Source organism: Bradyrhizobium sp. YCK136, from assembly GCF_044570075.1.
In the GTDB taxonomy this organism is placed as follows: Bacteria; Pseudomonadota; Alphaproteobacteria; order Rhizobiales; family Xanthobacteraceae; genus Bradyrhizobium; species Bradyrhizobium diazoefficiens.
Map to the genome: position 1 here is coordinate 7,965,864 of NZ_CP172424.1, position 23,088 is coordinate 7,988,951.

At 64.1% G+C, this 23,088-nt stretch carries 16 protein-coding genes and 6 pseudogenes; 5 read left to right on the forward strand and 17 right to left on the reverse strand.

Annotated elements, in window-relative coordinates; all coding sequences use genetic code 11:
• Positions 1–40: 40 nt before the first annotated feature.
• Positions 41–1,353, forward strand: a pseudogene (locus ACFLEY_RS38425) (IS256 family transposase).
• Positions 1,354–1,486: 133 nt separating this feature from the next.
• Positions 1,487–1,864, forward strand: a pseudogene (locus tag ACFLEY_RS38430) (helix-turn-helix domain-containing protein); the annotation flags it as partial.
• A gap of 66 nt (positions 1,865–1,930) precedes the next feature.
• On the opposite strand, the gene ACFLEY_RS38435 reads toward ACFLEY_RS38430, so the two are convergent.
• On the reverse strand, positions 1,931–2,680 hold the full coding sequence (locus tag ACFLEY_RS38435; RefSeq protein WP_396604375.1) for a hypothetical protein: 750 nt from the start codon (positions 2,678–2,680) through the stop codon (positions 1,931–1,933).
• Between the two features lie 23 nt (positions 2,681–2,703).
• Between ACFLEY_RS38435 and ACFLEY_RS38440 the strand changes: the two are divergent.
• A pseudogene (locus ACFLEY_RS38440) lies at positions 2,704–3,735 on the forward strand (IS110 family transposase).
• Positions 3,736–4,285: 550 nt separating this feature from the next.
• Here ACFLEY_RS38440 and ACFLEY_RS38445 read toward each other — a convergent pair.
• The 11 genes and pseudogenes from ACFLEY_RS38445 to ACFLEY_RS38495 form a co-directional block, all read right to left on the reverse strand.
• Positions 4,286–4,572, reverse strand: a pseudogene (locus ACFLEY_RS38445) (DDE-type integrase/transposase/recombinase); the annotation flags it as partial.
• Positions 4,573–4,675: 103 nt separating this feature from the next.
• On the reverse strand, positions 4,676–5,578 hold the full coding sequence (locus tag ACFLEY_RS38450) for a hypothetical protein (RefSeq protein WP_060908990.1): 903 nt from the start codon (positions 5,576–5,578) through the stop codon (positions 4,676–4,678).
• Positions 5,575–7,125, reverse strand: a complete 1,551-nt coding sequence (locus ACFLEY_RS38455) for a hypothetical protein (RefSeq protein ID WP_060908991.1) — start codon at positions 7,123–7,125, stop codon at positions 5,575–5,577. Before ACFLEY_RS38455 ends, ACFLEY_RS38450 begins: the two co-directional genes overlap by 4 nt.
• A 290-nt stretch (positions 7,126–7,415) precedes the next feature.
• A complete protein-coding gene (locus tag ACFLEY_RS38460) occupies positions 7,416–8,414 on the reverse strand; it encodes a polyprenyl synthetase family protein (RefSeq protein WP_060912717.1) in 999 nt (332 codons plus the stop codon).
• 104 nt (positions 8,415–8,518) lie between these two features.
• Positions 8,519–9,856 carry a cytochrome P450 gene (locus tag ACFLEY_RS38465; protein WP_060912718.1) on the reverse strand — a complete coding sequence of 446 codons (1,338 nt, stop codon included), beginning with the start codon at positions 9,854–9,856 and terminating at the stop codon, positions 8,519–8,521.
• A gap of 5 nt (positions 9,857–9,861) precedes the next feature.
• The gene (locus tag ACFLEY_RS38470) at positions 9,862–10,707 is read right to left on the reverse strand and encodes an SDR family oxidoreductase (RefSeq protein ID WP_060908993.1); all 846 of its coding nucleotides are present in this window, start codon (positions 10,705–10,707) and stop codon (positions 9,862–9,864) included.
• Between the two features lie 4 nt (positions 10,708–10,711).
• Positions 10,712–11,002, reverse strand: coding sequence for a ferredoxin (locus tag ACFLEY_RS38475; RefSeq protein ID WP_060908994.1), 291 nt, complete (start codon positions 11,000–11,002; stop codon positions 10,712–10,714).
• A 1-nt stretch (position 11,003) separates the two neighbouring features.
• Positions 11,004–12,293 carry a cytochrome P450 gene (locus ACFLEY_RS38480; RefSeq protein ID WP_060908995.1) on the reverse strand — a complete coding sequence of 430 codons (1,290 nt, stop codon included), beginning with the start codon at positions 12,291–12,293 and terminating at the stop codon, positions 11,004–11,006.
• Between the two features lie 83 nt (positions 12,294–12,376).
• A complete protein-coding gene (locus ACFLEY_RS38485; protein WP_060908996.1) occupies positions 12,377–13,582 on the reverse strand; it encodes a cytochrome P450 in 1,206 nt (401 codons plus the stop codon).
• Positions 13,583–13,598: 16 nt separating this feature from the next.
• Positions 13,599–13,742 (reverse strand): cytochrome P450, encoded by a 144-nt coding sequence (locus ACFLEY_RS38490; protein ID WP_249163423.1) that lies wholly within the window; start codon positions 13,740–13,742, stop codon positions 13,599–13,601.
• Positions 13,743–13,763: 21 nt separating this feature from the next.
• A pseudogene (locus ACFLEY_RS38495) lies at positions 13,764–13,850 on the reverse strand (cytochrome P450); the annotation flags it as partial.
• Positions 13,851–14,351: 501 nt separating this feature from the next.
• Between ACFLEY_RS38495 and ACFLEY_RS38500 the strand changes: the two are divergent.
• Positions 14,352–14,516: a hypothetical protein gene (locus ACFLEY_RS38500; protein ID WP_171901083.1), complete on the forward strand. Its 165-nt coding sequence runs from the start codon at positions 14,352–14,354 to the stop codon at positions 14,514–14,516.
• Positions 14,517–14,735: 219 nt separating this feature from the next.
• Here the strand turns inward: ACFLEY_RS38500 and ACFLEY_RS38505 are convergent, their stop codons facing one another.
• The 4 genes and pseudogenes from ACFLEY_RS38505 to ACFLEY_RS38520 all read right to left on the reverse strand — a co-directional run.
• Positions 14,736–16,079, reverse strand: a complete 1,344-nt coding sequence (locus ACFLEY_RS38505) for an IS1380 family transposase (RefSeq protein ID WP_396604376.1) — start codon at positions 16,077–16,079, stop codon at positions 14,736–14,738.
• A gap of 450 nt (positions 16,080–16,529) precedes the next feature.
• A complete protein-coding gene (locus tag ACFLEY_RS38510) occupies positions 16,530–19,079 on the reverse strand; it encodes a Ulp1 family isopeptidase (protein WP_309142178.1) in 2,550 nt (849 codons plus the stop codon).
• 380 nt (positions 19,080–19,459) lie between these two features.
• Entirely contained in the window at positions 19,460–20,803 is a 1,344-nt protein-coding gene (locus ACFLEY_RS38515; protein WP_060908998.1) for an IS1380-like element ISBdi2 family transposase, read from the reverse strand.
• A gap of 224 nt (positions 20,804–21,027) precedes the next feature.
• Positions 21,028–21,327, reverse strand: a pseudogene (locus tag ACFLEY_RS38520) (IS5 family transposase); the annotation flags it as partial.
• A 362-nt stretch (positions 21,328–21,689) separates the two neighbouring features.
• Here ACFLEY_RS38520 and ACFLEY_RS38525 point away from each other — a divergent pair.
• Positions 21,690–22,799 carry an IS630 family transposase gene (locus ACFLEY_RS38525; RefSeq protein ID WP_060908300.1) on the forward strand — a complete coding sequence of 370 codons (1,110 nt, stop codon included), beginning with the start codon at positions 21,690–21,692 and terminating at the stop codon, positions 22,797–22,799.
• 16 nt (positions 22,800–22,815) lie between these two features.
• On the opposite strand, the gene ACFLEY_RS38530 is transcribed toward ACFLEY_RS38525, so the two are convergent.
• Positions 22,816–22,953, reverse strand: coding sequence for a hypothetical protein (locus ACFLEY_RS38530; protein WP_171901125.1), 138 nt, complete (start codon positions 22,951–22,953; stop codon positions 22,816–22,818).
• Between the last annotated feature and the right edge of the window lie 135 nt (positions 22,954–23,088).

The window sequence follows — 23,088 nt, forward strand, 5'->3', positions numbered from 1 at the left end:
TGCGGGAAACTGGGTGATGACGGAATGAGATAGGCGGCGTATCGAGGCGGGTGTCGAGCCTGCCAGAACCTCAAGGAGAGCGATACGCCATGAACGAGCATAGCAACATTGTCCCACTGCGTCAGCCCGATGAGATCGACGATCCACTGACGAATATTTTGCGATCTGGTGCTCGGCAGCTGCTTGCGCAGGCTGTCGAGATGGAAGCCGAGGCGTTTCTCGCCGCGATGAAGGGCTTGAAGCTTCCCGATGGCCGCGACCGCCTCGTGCGGCACGGCCATGGTCCAGTGCGGACGATCCAGACGGGGATCGGCGCCGTCGAAGTCGCCCGGGTAAAGATTCGCGATCGCGCGGTGACCAGCGATGGCGAGCGGATCCGCTTCACCTCGGCGATCCTGCCGTTGTGGGCACGGCGCACGAAGAGCTTGGATGCACTTTTGCCGGTTCTGTACCTGCGAGGCATCTCGACGGGCGACTTCCAGGAGGCGCTGGCGGCGCTCTTGGGCAAGGATGCGCCGAATCTTTCTCCGGCGGTGGTTTCCAGACTGACGACGGAGTGGCAGCTCGAGTACGAGCGTTGGCAGAAGCGCGATCTGTCGGCGCGCCGGTACGTATACGTGTGGGCGGACGGCGTCTTCCTGCAGGCTCGCATGGAAGACCACAGCGAATGCATGCTGGTGCTGATCGGCGCGACGCCGGAAGGCAAGAAGGAACTCATCGGCTTCCAGGTCGGCGTGCGCGAGAGCACGCAGAGCTGGCACGAACTGCTCGTCGAGGCGAAAACCCGTGGGCTGAAGATCGCCCCGGAAATCGCCGTCGGTGACGGCGCGCTCGGCTTCTGGAAGGCGCTCGACGAGGTCTTTCCCGCCACGCGACATCAGCGGTGCTGGGTGCACAAAACCGCGAATATCTTGAACAAAGTCGCAGTGTCGGTACAGGCCAGCATGAAGAAGGATCTGCGCGAGGTCTATTTGGCGTCCAACCGAGCTTCGGCCGAAGTGGCGATCGATGTCTTTGCCGAGAAATACGGAGCGAAGTACGACGGTCGAGTGCCTGACGAAAGATCGCGACGCAATGCTTGCGTTCTACGAATTCCCCGCCGAGCATTGGGACCACTTGCGGACGACGAATCCCATCGAAAGCGTGTTCGCGACGGTCCGGCACAGAACGGTGCGCACGAAAGGTTCGTTATCGTCAACGACTGCCAAGTTGATGGTGTTCAAGCTGCTCTGCGCCGCATCAAAGACCTGGCGGCGGCTGAAAGGCACAAATCAGTTGCCGAAGGTCAGCGCAGGTGTCAGATTCGAAAACGGCATCGAGGTCATCCAAGTGCCGGAAAACCACGCCGCCTGATCGCCTCGTCACCCAAAATCCCGCATAGCTCCGATTCTCTCTCGTAATTGTTTGCGGCCTAACGACGCGTTCGACGAATGTTAGAGTCTAGTACCCACTTTTCTTGGAACGTGAGTCGTGATTCAAGGTCGGGATGATACCCGAAGCAAGAGAAGTCCACCTTTCGAGGAAAGATCGCAAGGTGCTTGAGGCGTGCTGTCGCTCACCGGTGACGTTGCAGCGCGATTTGAAGCGGGCGCGGATAGTTCTGTTGGCGGCGGATGGGCGCAGCACCCGGTCGATCGCCAAGGAAGTTGGGGTCCAGCCGCGGATTGTCAGCCTTTGGCGGCATCGCTATGCCGACCATGGCCTTGAAGGGCTGCAAGACAAGCCGCGGCCTGGCAAGCAGCCGATCTATACGAAGACGACCGACAAGCGGATTCTGAAGCTGCTGGATAAGCCGCCACCGCAAGGGTTTGCGCGCTGGACCGGCCCCCTGCTGGCCGAGGCGCTGGGCGATGTCTCACACCAAACGTGACCGCAAAGCCGTTGCGAGTCGGAACTCGCTCCGTCCAGCCGGTGGCGACATCGACCAGCGTCAGGGTTTGGATGAACGAGCCAGCCACCGACGTACCGCCGTGGGCGACCATATCGACCTCGCAGAAGCCGGGCACCGGGCTGTTCCAGTCATTGAATGTGCGGATCGGGCCTCGCGCCGGATTGCCGAATAGAATCCGGCACGGCGCCGCCTGCCGCCGCTCGCTGCGATCTTCACATCGACGAGCAGGCGATCGATGGTGGCGGCGCCGATGGCCAGAACACGATCACGGTCCGACTGGCCAAGCTGCAATCGGCCGTGTTGCTCGAGAGCAGGCAGCAAAGTCGGGATCATCACCTTGAGCCGCTTGCCGCACACCCGATCCGACGCCTCCCACAGCGCCGTCATCGCGTCCTTGACCGTCGCGCCATATCTACGCTTGCGCTCTTCGGACGCCTCGACGTCGCCCGGCCCAACTGTCTTGCGCCGCCGAAGTGCGCGCACCGCATGCTTGCGATGCCAGCCCGTAACGGCGCACAGCTCGTTTAGGATCCGTCCCTTCTCGAACCGCCCGCTCGACCGATAACGCTCGGCCAGCGCTGATGTGATCTCGCTTTGCGCGTATGCTGATCTGCCCTGCCATAGCCGCCACCCACCGAACTGATTCGGCAGCTCCGCCCCAGACCCGACAGGGAAGTTGTCCGGTAACATTTTTAGTGCGGCAATGCAGGGGGTCATATTTGCAAACGATGACGCAATTGCGGTCAGCGCCCTGGGCATAAAAGCTCCGTTATCGTCGAGCTCTCGCAATCAAGCGATTCGGAGGAGCTGTCATGAGGCAATATGTCGGCCTGGATGTCTCGCAAAGAGAGACTTCGGTTTGCGTGGTCAACGAGACTGGTCAAGCGATTTTTGAGGGGAAGGCCAAGTCTGATCCCGGCGATCTGTCCAAGTTGCTTCGCAAGCATGCGCCATTTGGCGGAGCGTATCGGCTTTGAGACGGGCGCGATGGCAAGCTGGCTTTGGCACGAGCCTCGTAGGGTTGAACTGCCCGTCGTTTGCATCGATGCAAGGCATGCACACGCAGCACTGTCTGTTCGCAGGAACAAGAGCGATCGGAATGATGCTCGGGGCCTTGCCGAACTCGTGCGGGTTGGATGGTATCGAGAAGTCAAGATCAAGAGCGAGGAGAGCCAGAAGGTTCGAGCGATTCTTGTCGCGCGATCTCGCCTTGTGTCCATGCGGCGGGATATTGAGAACCAGGTCCGCAGTCTGATCAAGGAATGTGGGGTTCTATTCTATTCCCTCGCGCAATTGGCCAACAGTTTCGTAACCAGGTCGGCGAGCTATTGGGCGAAGATCATCAACTCCTCAACGTGGTCGAGCCGCTCCTGTCGATTCATGAGCATATCTGCCAGCAGCCAAGCAAATTCGACGACGAGGTCCGCCGATTGGCAAAGTCTAACGAGACGACGCGTCGCCCGATGACGGTTCCTGGTGTTGGCGTGGTTACTGCCTTGACCTTCCGCCATACGATCGATGACCCGTCCCGCTTCCGATCGGCCTCGACAGTCGGCGCCTATCTCGGCCTCACACCTCGGCGCAACCAATCTGGTGAAACTGACACTAGTGGCAAGATATCCCGATGGGGCGACAGGCTTCTCCGAACCTACCTATTCGAGGCAGCGACGGTCCTTCTCTATCGGACCAAACAATGGTCTTCCCTCAAGGCCTGGGGAATGAAGCACGTGAAGCGGGTCGGTTTGAAAAAGGCAAAGGTCGCCATTGCCGGCAAGATCGCTGTGATCCTCCACTGCATTTGGGTGGATGGCACGTCGTTCGACTGGGGCCACGCGCCGGCCTGACCTTATTCTGCAAGTTCCTGGCCTGGTCCGCCAGCCCGGCGATGTCCCGCTGGGACGGTGGTCGTGGTGACTCGGTCAATCGGCTGGTGGCGGGCTCGCCCGCACGCCGTTGCAAACGATGAGGCACCCGATCCGGACATCATCATGAGGCGCCTGCGACCTCGGAAAGGACCATGACCCCAGCGACGGCCAGCTGATCACATTGAGATTTAGGTAACGGCCAATCGGCCCACGACTACCGAGCTGGCTATCGATCTCCCAGCCGCGCTCGCCCCGTCTCCGCAACCCGACCCGCTCCGACGGGTCGAGCGCTACCGTCTTGCCGAATGGCTTCAAAAAGAGAGTTGACAATAATCCGCAATTAAAGGGCCGATTGACAGAAGAGTTTTAAGCGCAACAAGCGCGACCCGTCGATGAGGCCTCGATCCGCGATCTTCATCAGGGCCAGCGGCCATGCTATCGGTCGCAATGATAGGCCGTATACATGAACGCACCCGACCGATATCCAAACTGCTGCTGAAAGCCCTTGCATCCGCGCGGCCGTCTATATGAATCTCTCGATGAAGCCGTTCTGCATCGGCTTTCCCGGCGCGATGAAGTGCCAGTCGATGACCGTGTCCTTGCTCCAGGCCAGCATGGCGTTGCAGGTGAACTCGGTGCCATGGTCGGACACGATCATTCCTGGCTTGCCGCGTCGCTCAACGACTGCCTTCAGTTCGCGGGCCACCCGCCGCCCCGGATTGACGTCTTCGGAATGGCGCCCAGGCATTCCTTAGTGACGTCGTCGACGATGTTGAGAATGCGGAAGCGCCGGCCGTTGGCGAACTGGTCGTGGACGTGCAGTCTCAGGTCGCTGTCGCTCATGCTCGCTCCATCGGGCGACGGCGTTGCGTCGGATCGGGCCGACGGCAGCGCGCGCACGCCGCCGCCTCCCGCGCGTTCAGGCCGGCGCGCGCTGGCCTCCCCCCGCAGCGTCGCTGCGGTAACGGCTGGTCGAGGTCTGGTAGTACTGCACGCGGATGGCCGCCATGGCCTCGATCAATGGTCCCCACGGCGCGGGAAAGCGTTCTTCCGCCATCACCCGGTGCAGCATGCGCGTATGGCCGGCCAGCTCGTCGTTGAGGAACTCCACCACAGGCATAGCTGGATAGCGCTGCAGCAGCAAGATCACCGCGTTGTCGGCCTCGCCGGCCGACCTGTCCTTGTCGCATCCATGCAGATCGTTCTGCAGACGCCCTATCGCGGAGATGAGCCGCAGGACCTGGCGAAACGCCGGACGCGCGCGCAAGGTCGCCATATCCAGCCCCCACAGCAACGACAGGCAACAGAACACGTTCGCGTAGGCGATCGAATCGATGCCGTTGTGCAGGTACTCGGCGTAGGACCAGCGTTCCGCCGCTGCCGCCTGCGCGTGTCCGGCGCGCAGCGCCGCGCAGTAGCACCGGGTATCGTCGAGAAGCTGAGCATAGTCGCGACGATCGTAGGCGAGCGTGGCCAGCGAAGCGCGGAGCACAGCGCAACCCTCGAATCCGGGGAGCGCGCACGGCACGCCCTGCCTCAGCGCTTGCTCCACCGCGGCGAGCTGCTCCGGCGCGATCAGGCCAAGGTCGTTGCAATCGTCGAGCCAGAACAGCAGCGCCAGTTCGCGATAGAACGCCACGATCAGCGTTTCGTCCTGCGGATCGCGACCGGTGCGGACGCTGGTGCCGCGCAGGCTCGGGTGGATGCGCTGCAGGATGTACTGGCCGCCCCTGACCGCTTCCACGGCATGCTCGTCGGCGAACCCGGTCAGGGAACGTCCCCACTCCAGCACCTGCTGCAGCGCGCGTTCAGTCTGGATCATGGCGCCGCTCCTGCCCCCTCGGCCAGGACGCGCCGCCCCCAACGAAGCGCCAGCCACAACCCGGCGAGTTCGGCCACGCGCACGACCCGAGTGGGGCAATACAGTTCCTTGCCGATCCACAGCGGCGTCTGCGGCAATCCATGCGCCGCATGGCGGGCGAGCATCCACTCCAGCGCACGCGCCACCACCTGCGCGATGCGCCGGCGCCCTGTCGCCTCTTCGCTCCCATCCATCACGTGCAACGCAAACAGCGCATAGGCGGTTTCCTCGAACGTGGACCCGCGACCCGCGCCCCAGCCGCCGTCGTCGCGCTGCGCCTGCAGCAGCGCCGCCAGCGCGCGGTCATCGCGCCACTGGGGCTTGCCTTGCGCCAGCGCAGCGACCGCATGCGCGGTGGGATACAGCCACGAAACGTGCCATTTTTCGTTGTCCCATAGACCGTGCGGGTTGCGATTGGCCTCGACGTACGCGCTGGCGCCCGCGGCGGGCTTTCCCAACAGTCGCAGCGCATGCAGGGCATGGATGTTGGTCGACACCGAGGCATTGCGCTCGCCGGGGAAGGTGGCGAACAGCTCGCCGATTTCGAAATGGCGCAACGCATCGACCGCCGGGTCACGGCCTGCAAGGTGCAGGACGCACAACGCAACGGCGGTATCGTCCGCATCAGCCGCGAAGTGCAAGGCCGGGCCCAGACCGTGCACGCCCAGACGGGCGTCGAGCTGCGCGACGATCACGCGGACCGCCTCGGCGAGCGCGGGATGCGCGAAAAGCCCGGCCAGATGCAGGGTGTACAGCGACCAGCATGGCTCGAACACATTGATCGGCCAGACGTTGGGAAAGACACCTTCGATGCCGCTGCGCGTCGCCCGCGATGCCATCTGCAGATACGCATCGGCGCGCCCGACCTGCGGCGTACTCCCCCGTGTCACGGCCTGGGCACGCCACGCGGCGGTGGCCGCCGGACTGATGCCGATGCTGCCGTCGTCATCCGGGCATGCGGTGGTCGGCGACGTCCCCCAGGCTTCCCAGGAGTGTAGCAACGGATGGCCGCTCGGCAACATCGCCACCGCCCCGAGCTTGACCAGGCACGCTTGCCGCAATGGGAACAGCGCAGGATGGCGCGGAAACGCCACGCCACCCAGTAAGGATGCGGCCTCACCGCAAAACTGCGGCAGGATCAGCTCCGCGCCGATCGGCGCGTCTTCTGGCACCGCATGCGCGTAGGGATCGGGCTGGCGCTGGAGGAACCGCGTTGCAGCCTGGACTGCGTCGGCAGCACCGGGAAGAGGATCGGCACGCTGCAATGCCAGTAACGCCGCCCACGTGGGCGCATGGCGGAACAGCGGGAAGTCCGCGCTTCCCCATCCGCCGTCGGCCTGTTGCTGCGCGATGAGCCACGCGTATGCGTCCTGCCGACCGGTGACGTTGCCGTGGAAGCGCAGCGCTCGCGCCGTGTCGTAGACGGACGGACCGACGCTGCCGCCATCGCTCATTTCGCTCAGCAGGCGGCGCAATTCGGAAAGGATATGTTCGGACAGCGCGTTCACGCGGGATGTTCCTTTTGCAGACGGTTGAAGAGAACCGGGATCGGGCAGCCGCCGCGCATGTCGCCGCAGGCCCGTCGCATAGGCAGCGCCGGACGGCCGCCCTGCTCTGGCGCGGCGACGCGCCCCGATGCTGTCGCCGGTCCGCCGCATAGGCTTGCGCGCAGCGCGCCGCGTGCGCCGCGGCGGGCAACCGCTGCGATCGGCGCCGCGGACTCGGACACAGTGCAGGATGCACTCTGCCGCCGGCCGATCGCAGCGGCACAGGGGCGACTCCATGCGGACGGGCGCGCTCATGCGCGTGGCGCGTGCTTGAACAGATACGCGTTGGCCCGCTGTATGAGTTGCGCCAACCGTTCCGCACGCGGCCCCAGCGGCGCGATGGCCTCGCCGGCATCGCGCAACAGATCCAGCGCGAACTGGCGTGCTTCCTGCAGTCCCATGATCGACGCGCAGGTCGGCTTCTGCGCCGCCGCGTCCTTGCCGGGGGTCTTGCCCAGCGCCGCGGTATCCGCTGTCACGTCGAGAATGTCGTCGATCACCTGCAACGCCAGGCCGAAACAGGCGCTGTAGTGATCGAGCGCACAATAAAGTGCAGCGTGCGCGGCATTCACGCCGACAGCGCATAGCGCGCCCATGCGAACGGACGCGCGCACTAGCGCTCCGCTCTTCATCCGGTGCATCGCCACGATCCTGTCCAGCTCGACGTGCTTTCCAACCAGCGACAGATCTATGGCCTGCCCGCCTGCGGCACCCTCGGCGGACACCGCCTGCGCCAGTTCGCGCACGAGCGCGATACGGCTGTCGCCCGGCGCATTCAGGCTCGCCAGGGTCAGGAAGGCGTGCGCCTGCAGGGCATCGCCGACCAGGATCGCAGTGGCTTCGCCGAACTTGACGTGCACGGTCGGAAGGCCGCGGCGAAGCACGTCGTCGTCCATCGCGGGCAGGTCGTCGTGGACCAGGGTACAGGCGTGCATCATCTCGATGGCGGCGCCGACGTCGTCGAGCATGCGCGCCGGCGTGTCGGCGAGTGCGCCGGCAGCCAGACAGAGCAAGGCGCGGGTGCGCTTCCCGCCATGCAAGGTGGCGTAGCGCATTGCCGCCATCAGCTCGGTCTCACCGTCGTCTTCGGCGCAGAGATGACGCGCCAGCACCTGTCCGACCCGCTTTGCGCCGTCCTGCATCCAGGTCTCCGGTAGTAGCTTGCTGGATGCGCCAAGCGCCTGCGCGCCCAATCCGCTAAGCGCGGACACGCCAGTTCGGTCGTCGTGTGGCGTGGAACCGGTCTGCATGTTGTTCATGTCCTTGTACCTGACAGAGACGGCCACGGCGAGCGGCGAGCCGCCGCGGTGTTGCCGGCGCCGATGCTTCGCCACACGGGGCATGCGATGCCAGCTCATGAGAATCCGATGCGGATTGTCATGGACGGATGTGCGGTCGGGTAATAGCGCCGGCCTTTTTCGACGCCGCTCAGCAGCCGCGGCCGCACCCCGGCCTCGTGCATGGTCAGCGCCAAGGCGATACAGAACTGCACCAGTGCCAGCCATGCCAGGTGGTAGCCCATGCAGACGTGTGGGCCGGTACCGAACTGCAGCATGTCCACCGGCAGGATCGGCTCCGTGCGTTGCAGCCACCGCGCCAGGCGGAACTGATCAGGCGCCTCGTGCAGCAGCGCTGAGGTCGAGAAATGCAGCAGCGGGATGCACAGATCGGTGCCCGCGGGAATGCGTCGTTGACCGAGTTGCAATTCCTGCAGCGCGCGACGCGGCAGGACCGTGGTCGGCGGATGCACGCGCAGCGTCTCGCGGAACAGCGCCTCGGCGACGGGACACTGCGCCAGGTAGGCGTGCCGGGTCGGCACCGCGCCCACGCATTGCGCCTCCTCGACCAGCGCGTCCCACAGCCCAGGCTGCCGCGCCAGCTCGATCACCATCCAGGCCATCGTCGAGGCGGTGGTGTCGTGGCCGCCAAGCAGCAGCAAGCGGATATTAGCGATCAGGACGTCATCGGAGAGCGCCTCGTGGCTGCGATCGAAGGCGCTCACCATGTCGTTGATCAACCCGGTGCGCGCGGCATGCGAACGCGCGTCGTGGACGAACTGGCGCAACTGCGCGTCGATCCAGTCGCGGGCGGCGCGGCCGCGCCGCAAGGGCGATCCTGGCAGGTCGACCGGGGGCGCGACGATCAGCTGCAGCAGTTGCCGGTACTTGCGATGCCATCCCGGCAGGTCGTGCGCGGGGATTCCCATGAGGCTGAAGATGAGCTTGAGCATCAGATCGCCGGTTTCGCGCAGGATGGTTACGTCGCCGCGGTCGCGCCACGCCTGCACGCGCGCCCGGATGATGGGCGCGAACAGATCGCCGATGCCGGCCTGGGTCAGCGCCTTGGGCAGGAACGCCGCCTTGATCGCATCGCGCGCCTGCCGGTGCGCCCCGCCGTCCTGTGCGACCAACGTTCCGCCGAACAATTCGGGCGCGATCTCTTCGATCAGCGCCGAGGACACGTCCTTGTGTCGGAGCAGTGCGAACGCATCCAGATCCATGCAGGTCATCAGGTGTCCGGCAGGGCCAAAATCCAGCCAGAAGTAGCTACCCAGCGTCCGTTCCGCGCGCCGCAGCAGGCGCGGCAGGCCTCTGGCGATGGCGGGGAGATGCCCGACCAGCGGGAAAGCGCCGGGCACGACCGGGATGTCGTGCCGCAGGCGGCGTCGACGGTCTAGCGGGTTGAGCAGCATGTCCGTCAGCCGCATGGCGCTGCGGCCGCTTCGGCGGTGTCGCCGGCCGGCCGCGCGGCGCGGCTGTTGCCACCGTCGGCGTACGTCGGCACATGCGCCAGCATGCCGCCGTCGATGCACACGACCTGGCCGGTGATGAACGAAGCATCGTCGGAGAGCAGGAACGTCACCAGCGCGGCCACGTCCTCGGGGCGGCCGACGCGCGGCAGGAGCTGATGGCGGCGCAGATGCCGTTGCATACCCTCGTCTAGCTTGGCGAGGAGACGCTCGGTCATGATGAGACCCGGCGCAACCGCGTTGCAGCGGATCTGCGCATGACCGTACTGGGTGGCGAGTGAGGCCGACAGCATGTTCATCGCCGCCTTCGACGCAGCGTAGGACGTCAGTGCGGTGTCACCACTGAGCCCCTGGCACGACGACATGTTGACGATCGCGCCACCGCCGCGGGCGATCATCCGGGGGATGGCCTGCCGGCAGCAGAGCAACGTGCCACGCAGATTGGTCGCCATGGTCTGATCCCAGACCGCTAGCTCCAGCTCGAGGATCGCGCGGTCGCGCGGGGTCAGATGCATCGCGCTCGCGTTGTTCACCAGCAGGTCGACCCCGCCGAAGTGCCGCTCCGCCGTCTCGAACAGCGCTGCCACCGCCTGCGCATCGGCGATGTCGATCGCCAGGGCGAGCGCGTGGCCCGCTTCGGCCGCGATCTGCGCGGTGCAGGCGATAGCCGCCGAGCCATCAATGTCGGCCACCACCACTCTGCCGCCCTCGCGCGCGATGGCGAGGGCGCATGCCTTGCCGATGCCGGCGCCGGCGCCGGTCACCACGGCCACTTTGCCTTCAAACCGTCCCATCGTGTCATCCTAGATTGTGCTGGTCTTTCGCGGCATGCCGCTCGGCCTCCGATGGAGAAGGCGCAGGGTCGGCGCTGGCGCGCTCGCCATCGCCAGCGTCGCTTTCGATGACCCGAATGGCGGCGACCGGGCACTGGCTGGCCGCGAGCCGCACGGCGGCGTGCAGCGCATGCGGGACCGTCGCCACGCACACTTCGGCCACGCCGTCCGGTTCGCGCTGGCGAAAGGTGCCCGGCAGCGTCAGCACGCACTGCCCGCTGGTTCCGCACAGATCCTGGTCGACCATGACGCGCATCTCAGCTCCCCTGCGCATGCAGCCGCACCGGCAGCGCGCGGAACGTCCGAAGGAACGCCGAGGGCTCCCGGGTCGGCTGCCCGGCAAATGCCAGCGTGGGGAAGCGGGCCTGGATCCGCGGCAGGCTCTCGGCCAACTGCACCCGGGCCAGTTGCGCACCGAGGCAGAAGTGAATGCCGTGGCCGAAGCTCAGCATGATCTTCCCGTCGGTCGACATGCCTGGACTGGTGCCGTAGAACCGCGCGGGATCGAAGCGATCGGGATCGGCGAAGGCGTCCGGGTCGCGATTGCCGGACGCGATCAGCACGCGCACGTCCGCGTTCTTCGGAATCACCACGCCGCCCAGTTCGATGTCGCGCTGGGCGATACGCGGGATGGAGCTGAACATAACGGGCGCGTCGCAGCGCAGGACTTCTTCGACGAATGCCTTCACCCCCACGGCGTCTCCCTGCAGCCAGTGCCGCTGTTCGGGATACGCCAGCATCGCCAGGACCGCATGGTCGATGCTCGCAGCAGTGGTGACGAAGCCGCCCAGCAGCATGCCCCACAGCATGCTGATCAACTCCGCATCCGACAGTGTGTCGGCATCGTCGTCATGTGCGCCGACCAGCATCGACACGATGTCGCGGCGGGGATCGGTGCGCTTGCGCTGTATGAGGTCGCCGAAGTAGGCCCGCACCCTGGCGCTGGCCGCGTCCGCCGCGGCGAGCTGGGGATCGCTGGCGTGCGGGCCCAGGCCTTCCAGAATGGCGCCGATGCCGGCAGCGAGCTCGAACATGTCGTCTTGGGGCATGCCGAACAGTTCGGCGAAAACCAGCATGGGCAAGGCCAGCGCGAATTCCCGATGCAGGTCCACCGCCTCCCCGCGCTCCAGCGCGGGCGTTATGCCGTCCAGGCGCGCTGCGACGATGCGCGCGATGCTCGGCCGCAGGTTGTCGATCTGGCCCATGGTGAAATCGCGCGAGATCAGCCGGCGCAGACGCGTATGCGTCGGTGGGTCCTTCATCGCTAGCGTGGACGCCAACAGATTGAGTGACGGGCTGGTCGCCGCACGCGAGAAATAGCGCGCCAGTTCGCCGGGCGCCGGACCCCGAAACGCATCGCCCGTGGCCTTGAACGCCCAGTAGATGTCGGCGTGGCGGCTCAACAAAAAGAGGCCCGACGCCGCGCGATGCACCGGATCGTGCTCGCGCAACCATCGCATGAACGGATACGGGTCGTGGATGCACGCTGGCGACGCCAGTTCGGCGAAGGCGTCCCGGCATGCTGCCGTGGTTTCTTGCACGTCCATCCTGCTTACCTGTTGGCGGGCTGATCTGACCGGCGCGCGGCAGATTGCGGAGAAGATCGAGATCGCCCGTGGCGTCCGCGACATCACCAGAGCACCGGGAACTGCTCGAACCCGCCCGTGATGATCTCCTTGCGCAACTTCAGTTGTTCCGGCGCCACGGCCAGGCGCAGCGCGGGAAGGCGCTGGAAGATCGAACCGAACACCACCTTGAGCTCCAGCCTGGCCAGCGCCACGCCGATGCACGCGTGCGGCCCGTAGGAAAAAGCCAGGTGCGGCTTTTCCTGGCGTTCGATATCGAAGATTTCCGGGTCGTCGAAATGGTGCGGATCGAACGACGTTGCCGGCAGGCCGACCAGCACCTTGCTCTCCGCGGGAATATGCTCGCCCGCGATGGTCACGTCGGTCCTCGGATAGCGCATGATGCCATCCCAGCCCGCGCCCGGCGGGTACATGCGCAGGATTTCCTCTACCGCCTTGTCGACCAGGGACGGATCGCCGACCAGGCGTTCGCGCTGTTGCGGATGGCGGAACATGGCTAGCAGGCCGAATTCGATCTGTGCGACGGTGCTCTCGTGCCCCGCCACCAGCATGCCCGCCGCCAGGCCAACCGCCTCTTCCTCGCTCGCCTTGCCCTGGTCGACCGCAGCGAGCAGATCCGTCAGCAGGTTGTCGTCCGGATCCTGGCGCTTGTCGCGCATCTTGCCGCGAATGTAGGCGCGCAGTTCTTCCCAGGCCAGGCGGGACGCGCTGCGCGGGCCGCTTTCATGCTGGTGCGTCATCACCTCATCGGACAGCCCGGCGAAAAAGGCGTGATCCTCGTAGAGCACGCCCATCAGCGCGCTGATGACCATGGCCGGAAGCGGAAAGGAGAGGTGGCGCCGCAGGTCGGCGGGCTGGGGCTGGGCCGCCAGCGTCTCGAACAAGTGCGCGGCGATCGCGTCGACCTGCTGCACGAGCAGCTTCACCCTGCGGTCACTGAAGGCCGGCGCCACGATCGCGCGTAGCCGGGCATGCTCGCGCCCCTCGTGCGACACCAGCGACCCCGGCGAACCGAGAATCACCGAATCCGGGGTGAATGCCGCCGGCGGCATTCCCGCGGGCCGGAACGCCGCGTCGGACAGCACCGCCTTGGCCTCGTCATAGCCTGTCACCCACCAGCCTTCGTGCCCGGAGGGGAAGCGCACGCGGTGGATCGGACCGTTGGCGCGTAGCGCCAACATCTCGGGCGAGGGCTCGATGTGATCGACGCGCCACATCGGCAGCGTCGGCAAGGGTTGTTGTTCGGACATGGTGGCACTTCACTCTCTAAGCGATGGAAGAGCGGAAGGTGACCGGCAGGCGCTGCGGGCAGCGAATGACGTAAGACGGCATGTAGACGACGTCCTCCGCGGCGATGGTCAGCGCCAGATGCTCCAGCCGCACGAACAGCGCGGGGAAGGCGCAGCCCAATTCCAGACGCGCCAGCGCTGCGCCCAGGCAGAAATGCGGCCCCTGGCCGAACGACAGGTGCGGGTTGTGCCGCCGGGTGACATCGAACCTGTCGGCATCGCCATAGATCGACTGACCGTACGGATTGGTGAAGGAGGTTCGACCGTGCCCCCGATGTGTCCGCCATTATAGCCTCCGGACCGGTCCCACACCGTGAACAGAGCAAATCGCGTGCCGAAGTGAATTCGCAGGCTCAGCAGGCACTACATAGCTGCGCGTAGTGTCAGGTTTCTGGCATTGAGTCTCAATGCCGACAACGGGCGCAGCAAGTGCCCGACAAAGGCCTGCTCTCGCGCTGAATGTGCGGGGCAGCCCTTGCGCGAAATTTCAAGCATCTGGATTGGCTGCAGCAGGTGTGGTTCGCCGGAAACCACTCCGATGCCGCCGGGGTCATCGAACGCGATCGCGTCAGCCTGTCCGGAGGGCAAGACCTCGCCTTCGTGGCTCTGGTTCCTAGATGCGGAAGCTCGGGGACGGGGCGCGGTCGCAGCGTCACGATGCCGGGAGTGGACTGAGCGCGAGCTAGATAAGGCGATTCAAGCTATCCTTGAGGGGGTGCCGGCAGCGAAGTTGAAGGACAAGATCGGCACTCTGGAAGCACGCAAGCGTGAGCGTCTGTTCGAGGCCGTGCAGCAGCGCCTTGATGCAAACACAGAGGCGATGCGCCAGCATCGCGAGACAGTCGAGCATCTGTTCGGCACGATAAGGCTCGCATGGGAGCGACGCAATTCCTGAACCAAACGCTTCCAAAAGTAGCTACGGAGATGCCTCTCGGTTCTGGCCTTTAGCCCGTCCTATTCGTGAGAGTGCGGCTTTTGGGCCCGATTGATGCGGCCGCACATCTTGTCTGACGAGGCGCACAGGATTGCCTTCGGCTTTTCGCCGCCTGACGACCGGTACTTTGCAACGCGCTTGAGGGATGGGTTGGGCGAACGGGGGCGGACGCCCCGCCGGTCAAGGACCGAGCGGCAGCAGCGCGCCGGGCAAGCCGCAGATCAGGTCGGCTTCGGGACATGCCGCGGCAAACGCAAGGCGAATGCGGCTCGAGGTCTCGACCACACGGGCGGCGAGCTTCAAGAGCCGAAGACGCAGCGTCGCGAACTCGGCAGCGGCCAATTCCCGGACTTTGGGAATGGCCTCGCGCACGGTCAGCATCAGCCAATAAGCGGCCGTATGGAGCAGGAGACGGACCTGGTTGGCGAGCGCCGAACGGCAGCTGGTGCGGTCGGAGGCGAGCTGCGTCTTATGCAGCTTGATCAGATTCTCGGCTTGGCCGCGCGCGCAATACAGGCTGTCGTAGATCCACTCGGCCGAGCCGACATCGAGGCTGGTGACGACGAAACGGATGTCGAGGCCGAGCATCGTCGCCTCAATACGGGCGACGGTGCGCCGTTCGCGATCCCAGGACTTTGCCTTGTGGCGCGTCTCGGTATAGCCACGCAGAACCGGCAGGTTCTCGATGGCGCGTCGGGTGCGGATGTCGTCGGCGACCTCGTCGACTTTTCTGGCGAGAGGCTTGGTGCCGGACAGACCGAAGATGTAGTCGATGCCGTTGGTCTCGCACCACGCCATGGCCTCCGGCCGGGCATAGTGCCCGTCGCCACGGAACGTAATTCGCGTGTTGTGCCACCGCGTCCGGATATGCCGTACCAGGCGGCGCAGAAGGGCACGCACCTCGACGCCGCCCGGCGTCTTGCCGGGCCTCAGCACGACCGCCACGGGACGGCTCTTCTCCGTGTCGTAGACGTGGATCGGCAGGAAGCAGCGTTCGTCATAATGAGCGTTGAACAGCGAGAGCTGCTGATGGCCGTGGACGACATCGCAGGTATCATCGATGTCGAGCGTGACGGATGCCGGCTCGCGCGGGTAGCTATCCATCCATGCGTCGACCAAAATGTAGGTCCGTCGGATCACGTCGCGCAGGCGCGGAGCATTCTCCAGCCGCGACAGCGTCGGTTGGGAACACAGATCGCGGCCCGTGTCCGGCAGCCGTCCGCAGGCCAGCTTGAATGCGGGATCGGACCGCAGATGATCGAGGTCGTCGGCGTCCTCGTAGCCGCAGCAGATCGCGAACATGCGCGCGCGGAACATATCGACAAGGCTGTGCACGACCCGCGTCGGATCGCGCCGATCCGGGAACACCCGGGCCAGATTGTCGGCCAAGCCGAGACGCCGCTCGGCCATCGCCAGAAGCATCACGCCCCCGTTCGAGGTTAGGCGCCCACCATCGAAGGCAGCTGTGACTTTCTTGGCGTGAATGGCTGGAAACGAGAAGGGCAGAATCGTATCATCGGTCATGGCGGGCGTGGCGTTCGCGGTTGAAGGTGATGGGGTGGCTTCGCAACCGAATCCTACGCCGCATCAGCGCTTTACACCACGCTCGCCAGCCCTCAGGCGCACTCTTACGAATAAGACGGGCTAGGACATCCATGATTTGCCGTCTTCTGCGCTGTAGCAGGCAGCACGCTGCAGGTGATCGCAATAATTCGTCACGATTCGCGCTGAACTAACTCCGGCAGAATGGTCTCTCCAGGAACCACCCGCCGGCCTGACGCACAGCACGATTTGCTTTTATAGCCGCTGGCGGCGTTGTGAACCCTCTTCACTGCCTTTTTAACGGCGTCGACCCTTACAGGTCCTCCTGCATTCAGCTGATTTCGTGCGCTTGCTCGCGGCGACAGCGGCCGGTCCTGAAACGCCGCCGAAAACCCTGGAGATCGACACGCCTACCGGACGGGCGCATCGCCATCAACCCCTAAGCCGGTCCCGGAGTGCCTGCCGATTGGCGACGAGGTTGTCGAGGTGCAGCGGCTCGGCTTGTGGCCGCTCTCCTTGCGCCAATCGTCGAACCAGCTCCCGTGTGCCATCCACCACGAACACGCCGCAATCATAGCTGTTCTGCTGCGGGGCCATTCCGGCTCGCTGCAGAGTCAGGCCCAGCCGTTCTGCGAGCCGTTCTGCGGGCCCGTCATTGTGTCCCTCGACGGAATCGTAATGATAGGCGACCGGCACTCCTCGCGTGCAGCGATCTACGAGTAGCAGCGACCAATGGGTGCCGTTAGGATTGGTTGGACTGGCATCGGTCACTGGCAGGAATAGGAAGTCGGCTACATCATTGTCATGATCATAGACGATGCGCTGCAATGCGCTGAGCGCGTCGCGCTCGGCGCCCCAACTCAACCGAAAGGCAATGAGAGGATCGACGAACCGCGTTCGGGCGGCAAGATTCGGATCATTCATTTGCAACTCCTGCGTCAGGAGCTCGTAATCCCTCTGGATATGCTCGTCGCCCAGCCACTGCATGGGGTCGAGAGCCCGCCCGCTACGGTCGTGGGATGAGGCCGCCGGACCCGACGCCCCGATCTCGGCACCGGAGTGTATGCGCGGGAACGCCGACAGATAGTTCGCGTAATCAGGCAGCTCCTCCGGTGTGGACGGCAAATCAAGGACGTTGTAGACGTCTGACGGTGCCGCTGGCGCAGCTTCATCAGCAACTCGAGGATGATGGATGAGGTGAACGTCGTTGGGTCCTTTCGGTCCCAAAACGGCCGTGTAGCGTTCGCCGCCAATCTCGTAGTTCATGATTGGATGTTCCGCGACAGGCAAGAAGTCCCACTTGCCCAACGTGGACAGCATCATGTCGGGCGCCGGCTGGGTGCGATGAGAAAAATCCTTGGGAACGGCGAACGAAACATCGAATGTATCGCCGACAGCGGGAGACCGCAGGTGAATGAGCCGAACATCATCGGGCCCTCCCGGTCCCAACACGGCCGTATAGCGTTCACCGCGAATGTCGTAGGTCTTTACCCGCTCTGCCACATCCGGAAACTGACCCCAGCGGCCCAACCTGGACCGCATCATACCCGGCGCAGGCTGGGTGCCGTGGGAGAAGTCCTCGGGAGCGGACAAAGACGCATCAAAAGTCTCGCCGAGCGCTGGGAACACCGCCTCAGCCCGGTCGGACGCCGGCGCGGCTTGCTCCATCCTGCGTGAAGGCAGTGCTGGCGAGGCTTGATTCCCCGACGGCGCGCTGGGCTGCGGAGCGTTTTCCGATCGAGGATGGAGCGGGAAGCTCTGCCTGGTCATCCCCGCGGGCACCAACAACGCCGTGTAACGCTCAGTGTTGATCACGAAGCTGGTCGGTCGGTTGTCCCCGCTCGGGAGGACGCTGCTCCTGCTCGGTGCAGCAGGTTGTTCATGCCCGCTCTGCTGCATTGTGGGCTGCCTCTCCAATTCGTGGAGGGAAGCCCGCATCAGCACGCCAGCGTCTGCATTGAGGTCGTTTGGATTGACGAAGACTTGCGGCAGGGCGGAATGATCATCCAGCAATCGGCGAACTTTCGCAGGAGGGGACTCTGGATTAAACGTGAATCCCTCTGGCTCTACGGAGAAGGGCGGCTGAGCGGGGTGGTCGCCTAGCCGTCCCTGAATTTCCCCGCGAAGCTCATGCTCCAGCCGCTCAAGTTCCGATGGATCGGCCGGCGGCTCCTCGGCCTCATCATCGAACAGGTCCCAGACTTCCGCCGGAACCCCGCCTGACCTGGGCGACGGGACACCATCGCCCCCGGCTTCCCGAGGGCCGCCCGGACCTGAAACTTGTTTCGCGTCGAGCTGGTCACCCAACGTCCCCAACGCGGAGATGAGAGTTGCGTGCGTCGGAAGCAACCTACGAGCGAACGCGACTCGCGAATCCTGATCCAGTTCAGATATCGTCTGGCCCTTGCCCTTGAGTTTGTCAGAAAATTGGCGAAGAGCATTCTGATATAAACCAAAGGAACTCTCGTTGAGTCCGCCGGGATTAGTCAGATGCTCTATGAGAAGGGCGTCTTCCGCTGAGGGGGCAGCGCGTCGCGCGCCATAAGCTACATGGCCCGGCTCATAATACGCACGAAGGATGTTCAACCCCGTTACGATAGCATTGTCTAACGGAAAGTAAGCTTTGGCGTACTCGGCCAGGGATTGGTGATCCCTTAGATCGGTCGATTGGCCACGACCGCGGATTTCGTTTATTAATCGACGGAGTCCTCGAGCATACTGATAGACCGTTGTCGGTTTTCGCGGACCTGCATATTGAGCAATCGCCTTGTCGATAATGTCCCGATCTTCCGTAGAGAGATTGGGATGGTGGCTCCGGCTCGCCCCCCTAGAGACAGGAGCCGGATCAGGCGGGCGCGCCTCGGCCAAGTGCTGCTCAAAGCCCTCTTGCCCGGCCTGGCCGGCGTGCGTCTCTTCCGAGACGTCGTGCTGCACTTGCGACCAAGCTGTTACGTTGGATGGATCAAAGTTCTGCCGGTCCACGCTAGCCTCACGTCCAAGATCACTTGAGCAGACCTATAGTCGCGCGAGCTTTCGAGAAGCTGACGAGGCCGCGTAGAGCCGCGGCAGGATGTTGCTCGGCTTGCCCGGGGTGCGTCTGTATGGCACCTTACGGCTCGGTAGGGCGCGCCCAACATGGCCCCCACCGCAGTCTTGAGGGGCGGCCCTCTAAAAGGGTTGCGCGGGTGCGTCTTAGCCCGTCCTATTCGTGAGAGTGCGGCTTTTGGGCCCGATTGATGCGGCCGCACATCTTGTCTGACGAGGCGCACAGGATTGCCTTCGGCTTTTCGCCGCCTGACGACCGGTACTTTGCAACGCGCTTGAGGGATGGGTTGGGCGAACGGGGGCGGACGCCCCGCCGGTCAAGGACCGAGCGGCAGCAGCGCGCCGGGCAAGCCGCAGATCAGGTCGGCTTCGGGACATGCCGCGGCAAACGCAAGGCGAATGCGGCTCGAGGTCTCGACCACACGGGCGGCGAGCTTCAAGAGCCGAAGACGCAGCGTCGCGAACTCGGCAGCGGCCAATTCCCGGACTTTGGGAATGGCGTCGCGCACGGTCAGCATCAGCCAATAAGCGGCCGTATGGAGCAGGAGACGGACCTGGTTGGCGAGCGCCGAACGGCAGCTGGTGCGGTCGGAGGCGAGCTGCGTCTTATGCAGCTTGATCAGATTCTCGGCTTGGCCGCGCGCGCAATACAGGCTGTCGTAGATCCACTCGGCCGAGCCGACATCGAGGCTGGTGACGACGAAACGGATGTCGAGGCCGAGCATCGTCGCCTCAATACGGGCGACGGTGCGCCGTTCGCGATCCCAGGACTTTGCCTTGTGGCGCGTCTCGGTATAGCCACGCAGAACCGGCAGGTTCTCGATGGCGCGTCGGGTGCGGATGTCGTCGGCGACCTCGTCGACTTTTCTGGCGAGAGGCTTGGTGCCGGACAGACCGAAGATGTAGTCGATGCCGTTGGTCTCGCACCACGCCATGGCCTCCGGCCGGGCATAGTGCCCGTCGCCACGGAACGTAATTCGCGTGTTGTGCCACCGCGTCCGGATATGCCGTACCAGGCGGCGCAGAAGGGCACGCACCTCGACGCCGCCCGGCGTCTTGCCGGGCCTCAGCACGACCGCCACGGGACGGCTCTTCTCCGTGTCGTAGACGTGGATCGGCAGAAAGCAGCGTTCATCATAATGAGCGTTGAACAGCGAGAGCTGCTGATGGCCGTGGACGACATCGCAGGTATCATCGATGTCGAGCGTGACGGATGCCGGCTCGTGGGGGTAGCTATCCATCCATGCGTCGACCAAAATGTAGGTCAGTCGGATCACGTCGCGCAGGCGCGGAGCATTCTCCAGCCGCGACAGCGTCGGTTGGGAACACAGATCGCGGCCCGTGTCCGGCAGCCGTCCGCAGGCCAGCTTGAATGCGGGATCGGACCGCAGATGATCGAGGTCGTCGGCGTCCTCGTAGCCGCAGCAGATCGCGAACATGCGCGCGCGGAACATATCGACAAGGCTGTGCACGACCCGCGTCGGATCGCGCCGATCCGGGAACACCCGGGCCAGATTGTCGGCCAAGCCGAGACGCCGCTCGGCCATCGCCAGAAGCATCACGCCCCCGTTCGAGGTTAGGCGACCGCCATCGAAGGCAGCTGTGACTTTCTTGGCGTGAATGGCTGGAAACGAGAAGGGCAGAATCGTATCATCGGTCATGGCGGGCGTGGCGTTCGCGGTTGAAGGTGATGGGGTGGCTTCGCAACCGAATCCTACGCCGCATCAGCGCTTTACACCACGCTCGCCAGCCCTCAGGCGCACTCTTACGAATAAGACGGGCTAGTTTGATTCGGGCGTGGCCCGTTTTACGAAAGAAACAATTTGAGGTTGGCTGTCATTCGGCCTGCAAATTTGCAAGCCGATTGACAGTTGGCGTCGTTCTCGTGCTGGTGCACGCGCACGACGGAGGTATCGATCATCTGCACCGCCGCATCATGACCGGCGGCCAGCGCATCCATGATCCGGTCCCAGACGCCAGCCCGCCGCCACCGCACGAAGCGATTGTAACAAGTAGTGCGGGGACCAAAGGTCTCGGGCAGGTCGCGCCATGGAGCACCTGAGCGGAGGACCCAGAAGATGCCACCGAGCACACGACGGTCGTTTACACGCCGGACCCCACGGGGCTTGTTCGGCAGCATCGGTTTGATGGCGATCCATTCGTAGTCGCTGAGTTCGTAGCGCATGATTCGAGGCTCCGGTTTTGGAGCTTGAATCACGTCTCGGGCAGCGCCACCAACCCGCAATGGCCGGTCGCGGTCCTGCTAATGCTCTGAATTTACTTCCGCTTCCGGTGGCAAAAGGGACATTGCCGGACTTGCTGCTGGCCCGTCCCATCGCGATGGTCCGAATGGCGGGAGGACTACATGAAGCGGCGCGAGTTCATAGCGTTGGTAGGTAGTACGGCAGCATGGTCTTCTTTGGCCCTGGCATAGCGGACTCTCGCGAGTCGTCAGCGCAGCCGATTTATGGGTTCACGGCCTAGTCATCTGGAACGCAAGTTCGTCACATTAGTTGATAGCTCGAATCTCTACAGAGGAGAGAGCTCGTGGCTAATGCAGGTGAGCGAGGCCGGCCGATCGCGCCGTTGGTGCTTAGTCCGCAGGAGCGGGCGTACTTGGAGAGGCAAGTTCGTCGTCATCGCGTTGCCCGATCGCTATCTGAGCGATGCCGCGCGATCCTGCGATGCGCGGATGGATTGCCAAGCAAGTCTGTGGCTGCCGAACTCGGCCTGCACGAACACACCATTGGCAAGTGGCGTCGCCGATTTTTGAAGGACCGCTGTGATGGCCTGCTTGACGAGGCACGCCCTGGCCGCCCTCGAACCATCAACGACGATCAGGTTGCTGAGGTGATCGAGCGGACGTTGCGGACGACGCCAGCCGATGCCACGCATTGGTCGATCCGCTCGATGGCTGCGGAAACCGGCTTTTCCCACACCACGATCCGCCGAATGTGGGCGGCGTTCGGCTTGCAGCCGCACCGTGGCCAGACATTCAAGCTATCGAGCGATCCGCTGTTCGTCGACAAGGTACGCGACATCGTCGGCCTTTACCTGTCCCCACCGAACCGAGCCCTTGTCCTCAGTGTCGATGAGAAAAGCCAGATCCAGGCCCTGGATCGCGAGCAGCCGGTCCTTCCGATGATGCCGGGCGTACCGGAACGGCGCACGCACAGCTATGTGCGGCATGGTACGACCTCGCTGTTTGCCGCGCTCGATGTCGCCTCGGGATTCGTCATCGGCAAATGTTACAAACGCCACCGGGCAATCGAGTTCTTGAAGTTCCTCAAAGAGATCGACGCTCAAGTCCCTGAAGGGATCGATGTCCATATCGTCATGGACAACTACGCCACTCACAAAACACCCAAGATCAAAGCGTGGCTCGCCCGCCGGCCGCACTATCATGTCCATTTCACGCCGACTTCCGCGTCATGGATCAACCAGGTCGAGCGCTGGTTCGCTGAGCTCACCAGAAAGCAGATCCAGCGAGGTGTTCACACCTCCGTCAGGCAACTCGAGGCCGACATCCGTACCTTCATCGATTTGCACAACAGACACCCGAAGCCCTTCAAATGGACCAAGTCCGCAGACCAGATTTTGGCGTCCGTCAAACGCTTCTGCCACAAAGCCCAGCAGACATTATGTGGCGAACTTTAGATTCAGGTGACTAGCACTACTTTGGGTGCGCCGGGAGACCGGCAAGGAATAGATGGTGGAAGTCCATTGCGATGAAGGTGTAGCGAACCACATCGGCCCCGAGCCGTGCGCAGGCGTCCGCGAGGGTGTCGGCGAAGCGTCGGTAGGGGAGCATGCAGGCCAGCCATTGAGCCGCGAAACAGTGTTATCTCGGGAGCCGACGCTGTCCAAAGAGCGGAAGGCAATATGGGCGAGTGCGCAAACGCGAGCACCCGTCCAACCCGGCGTGGTCGTAGACCCTGGCATGTAT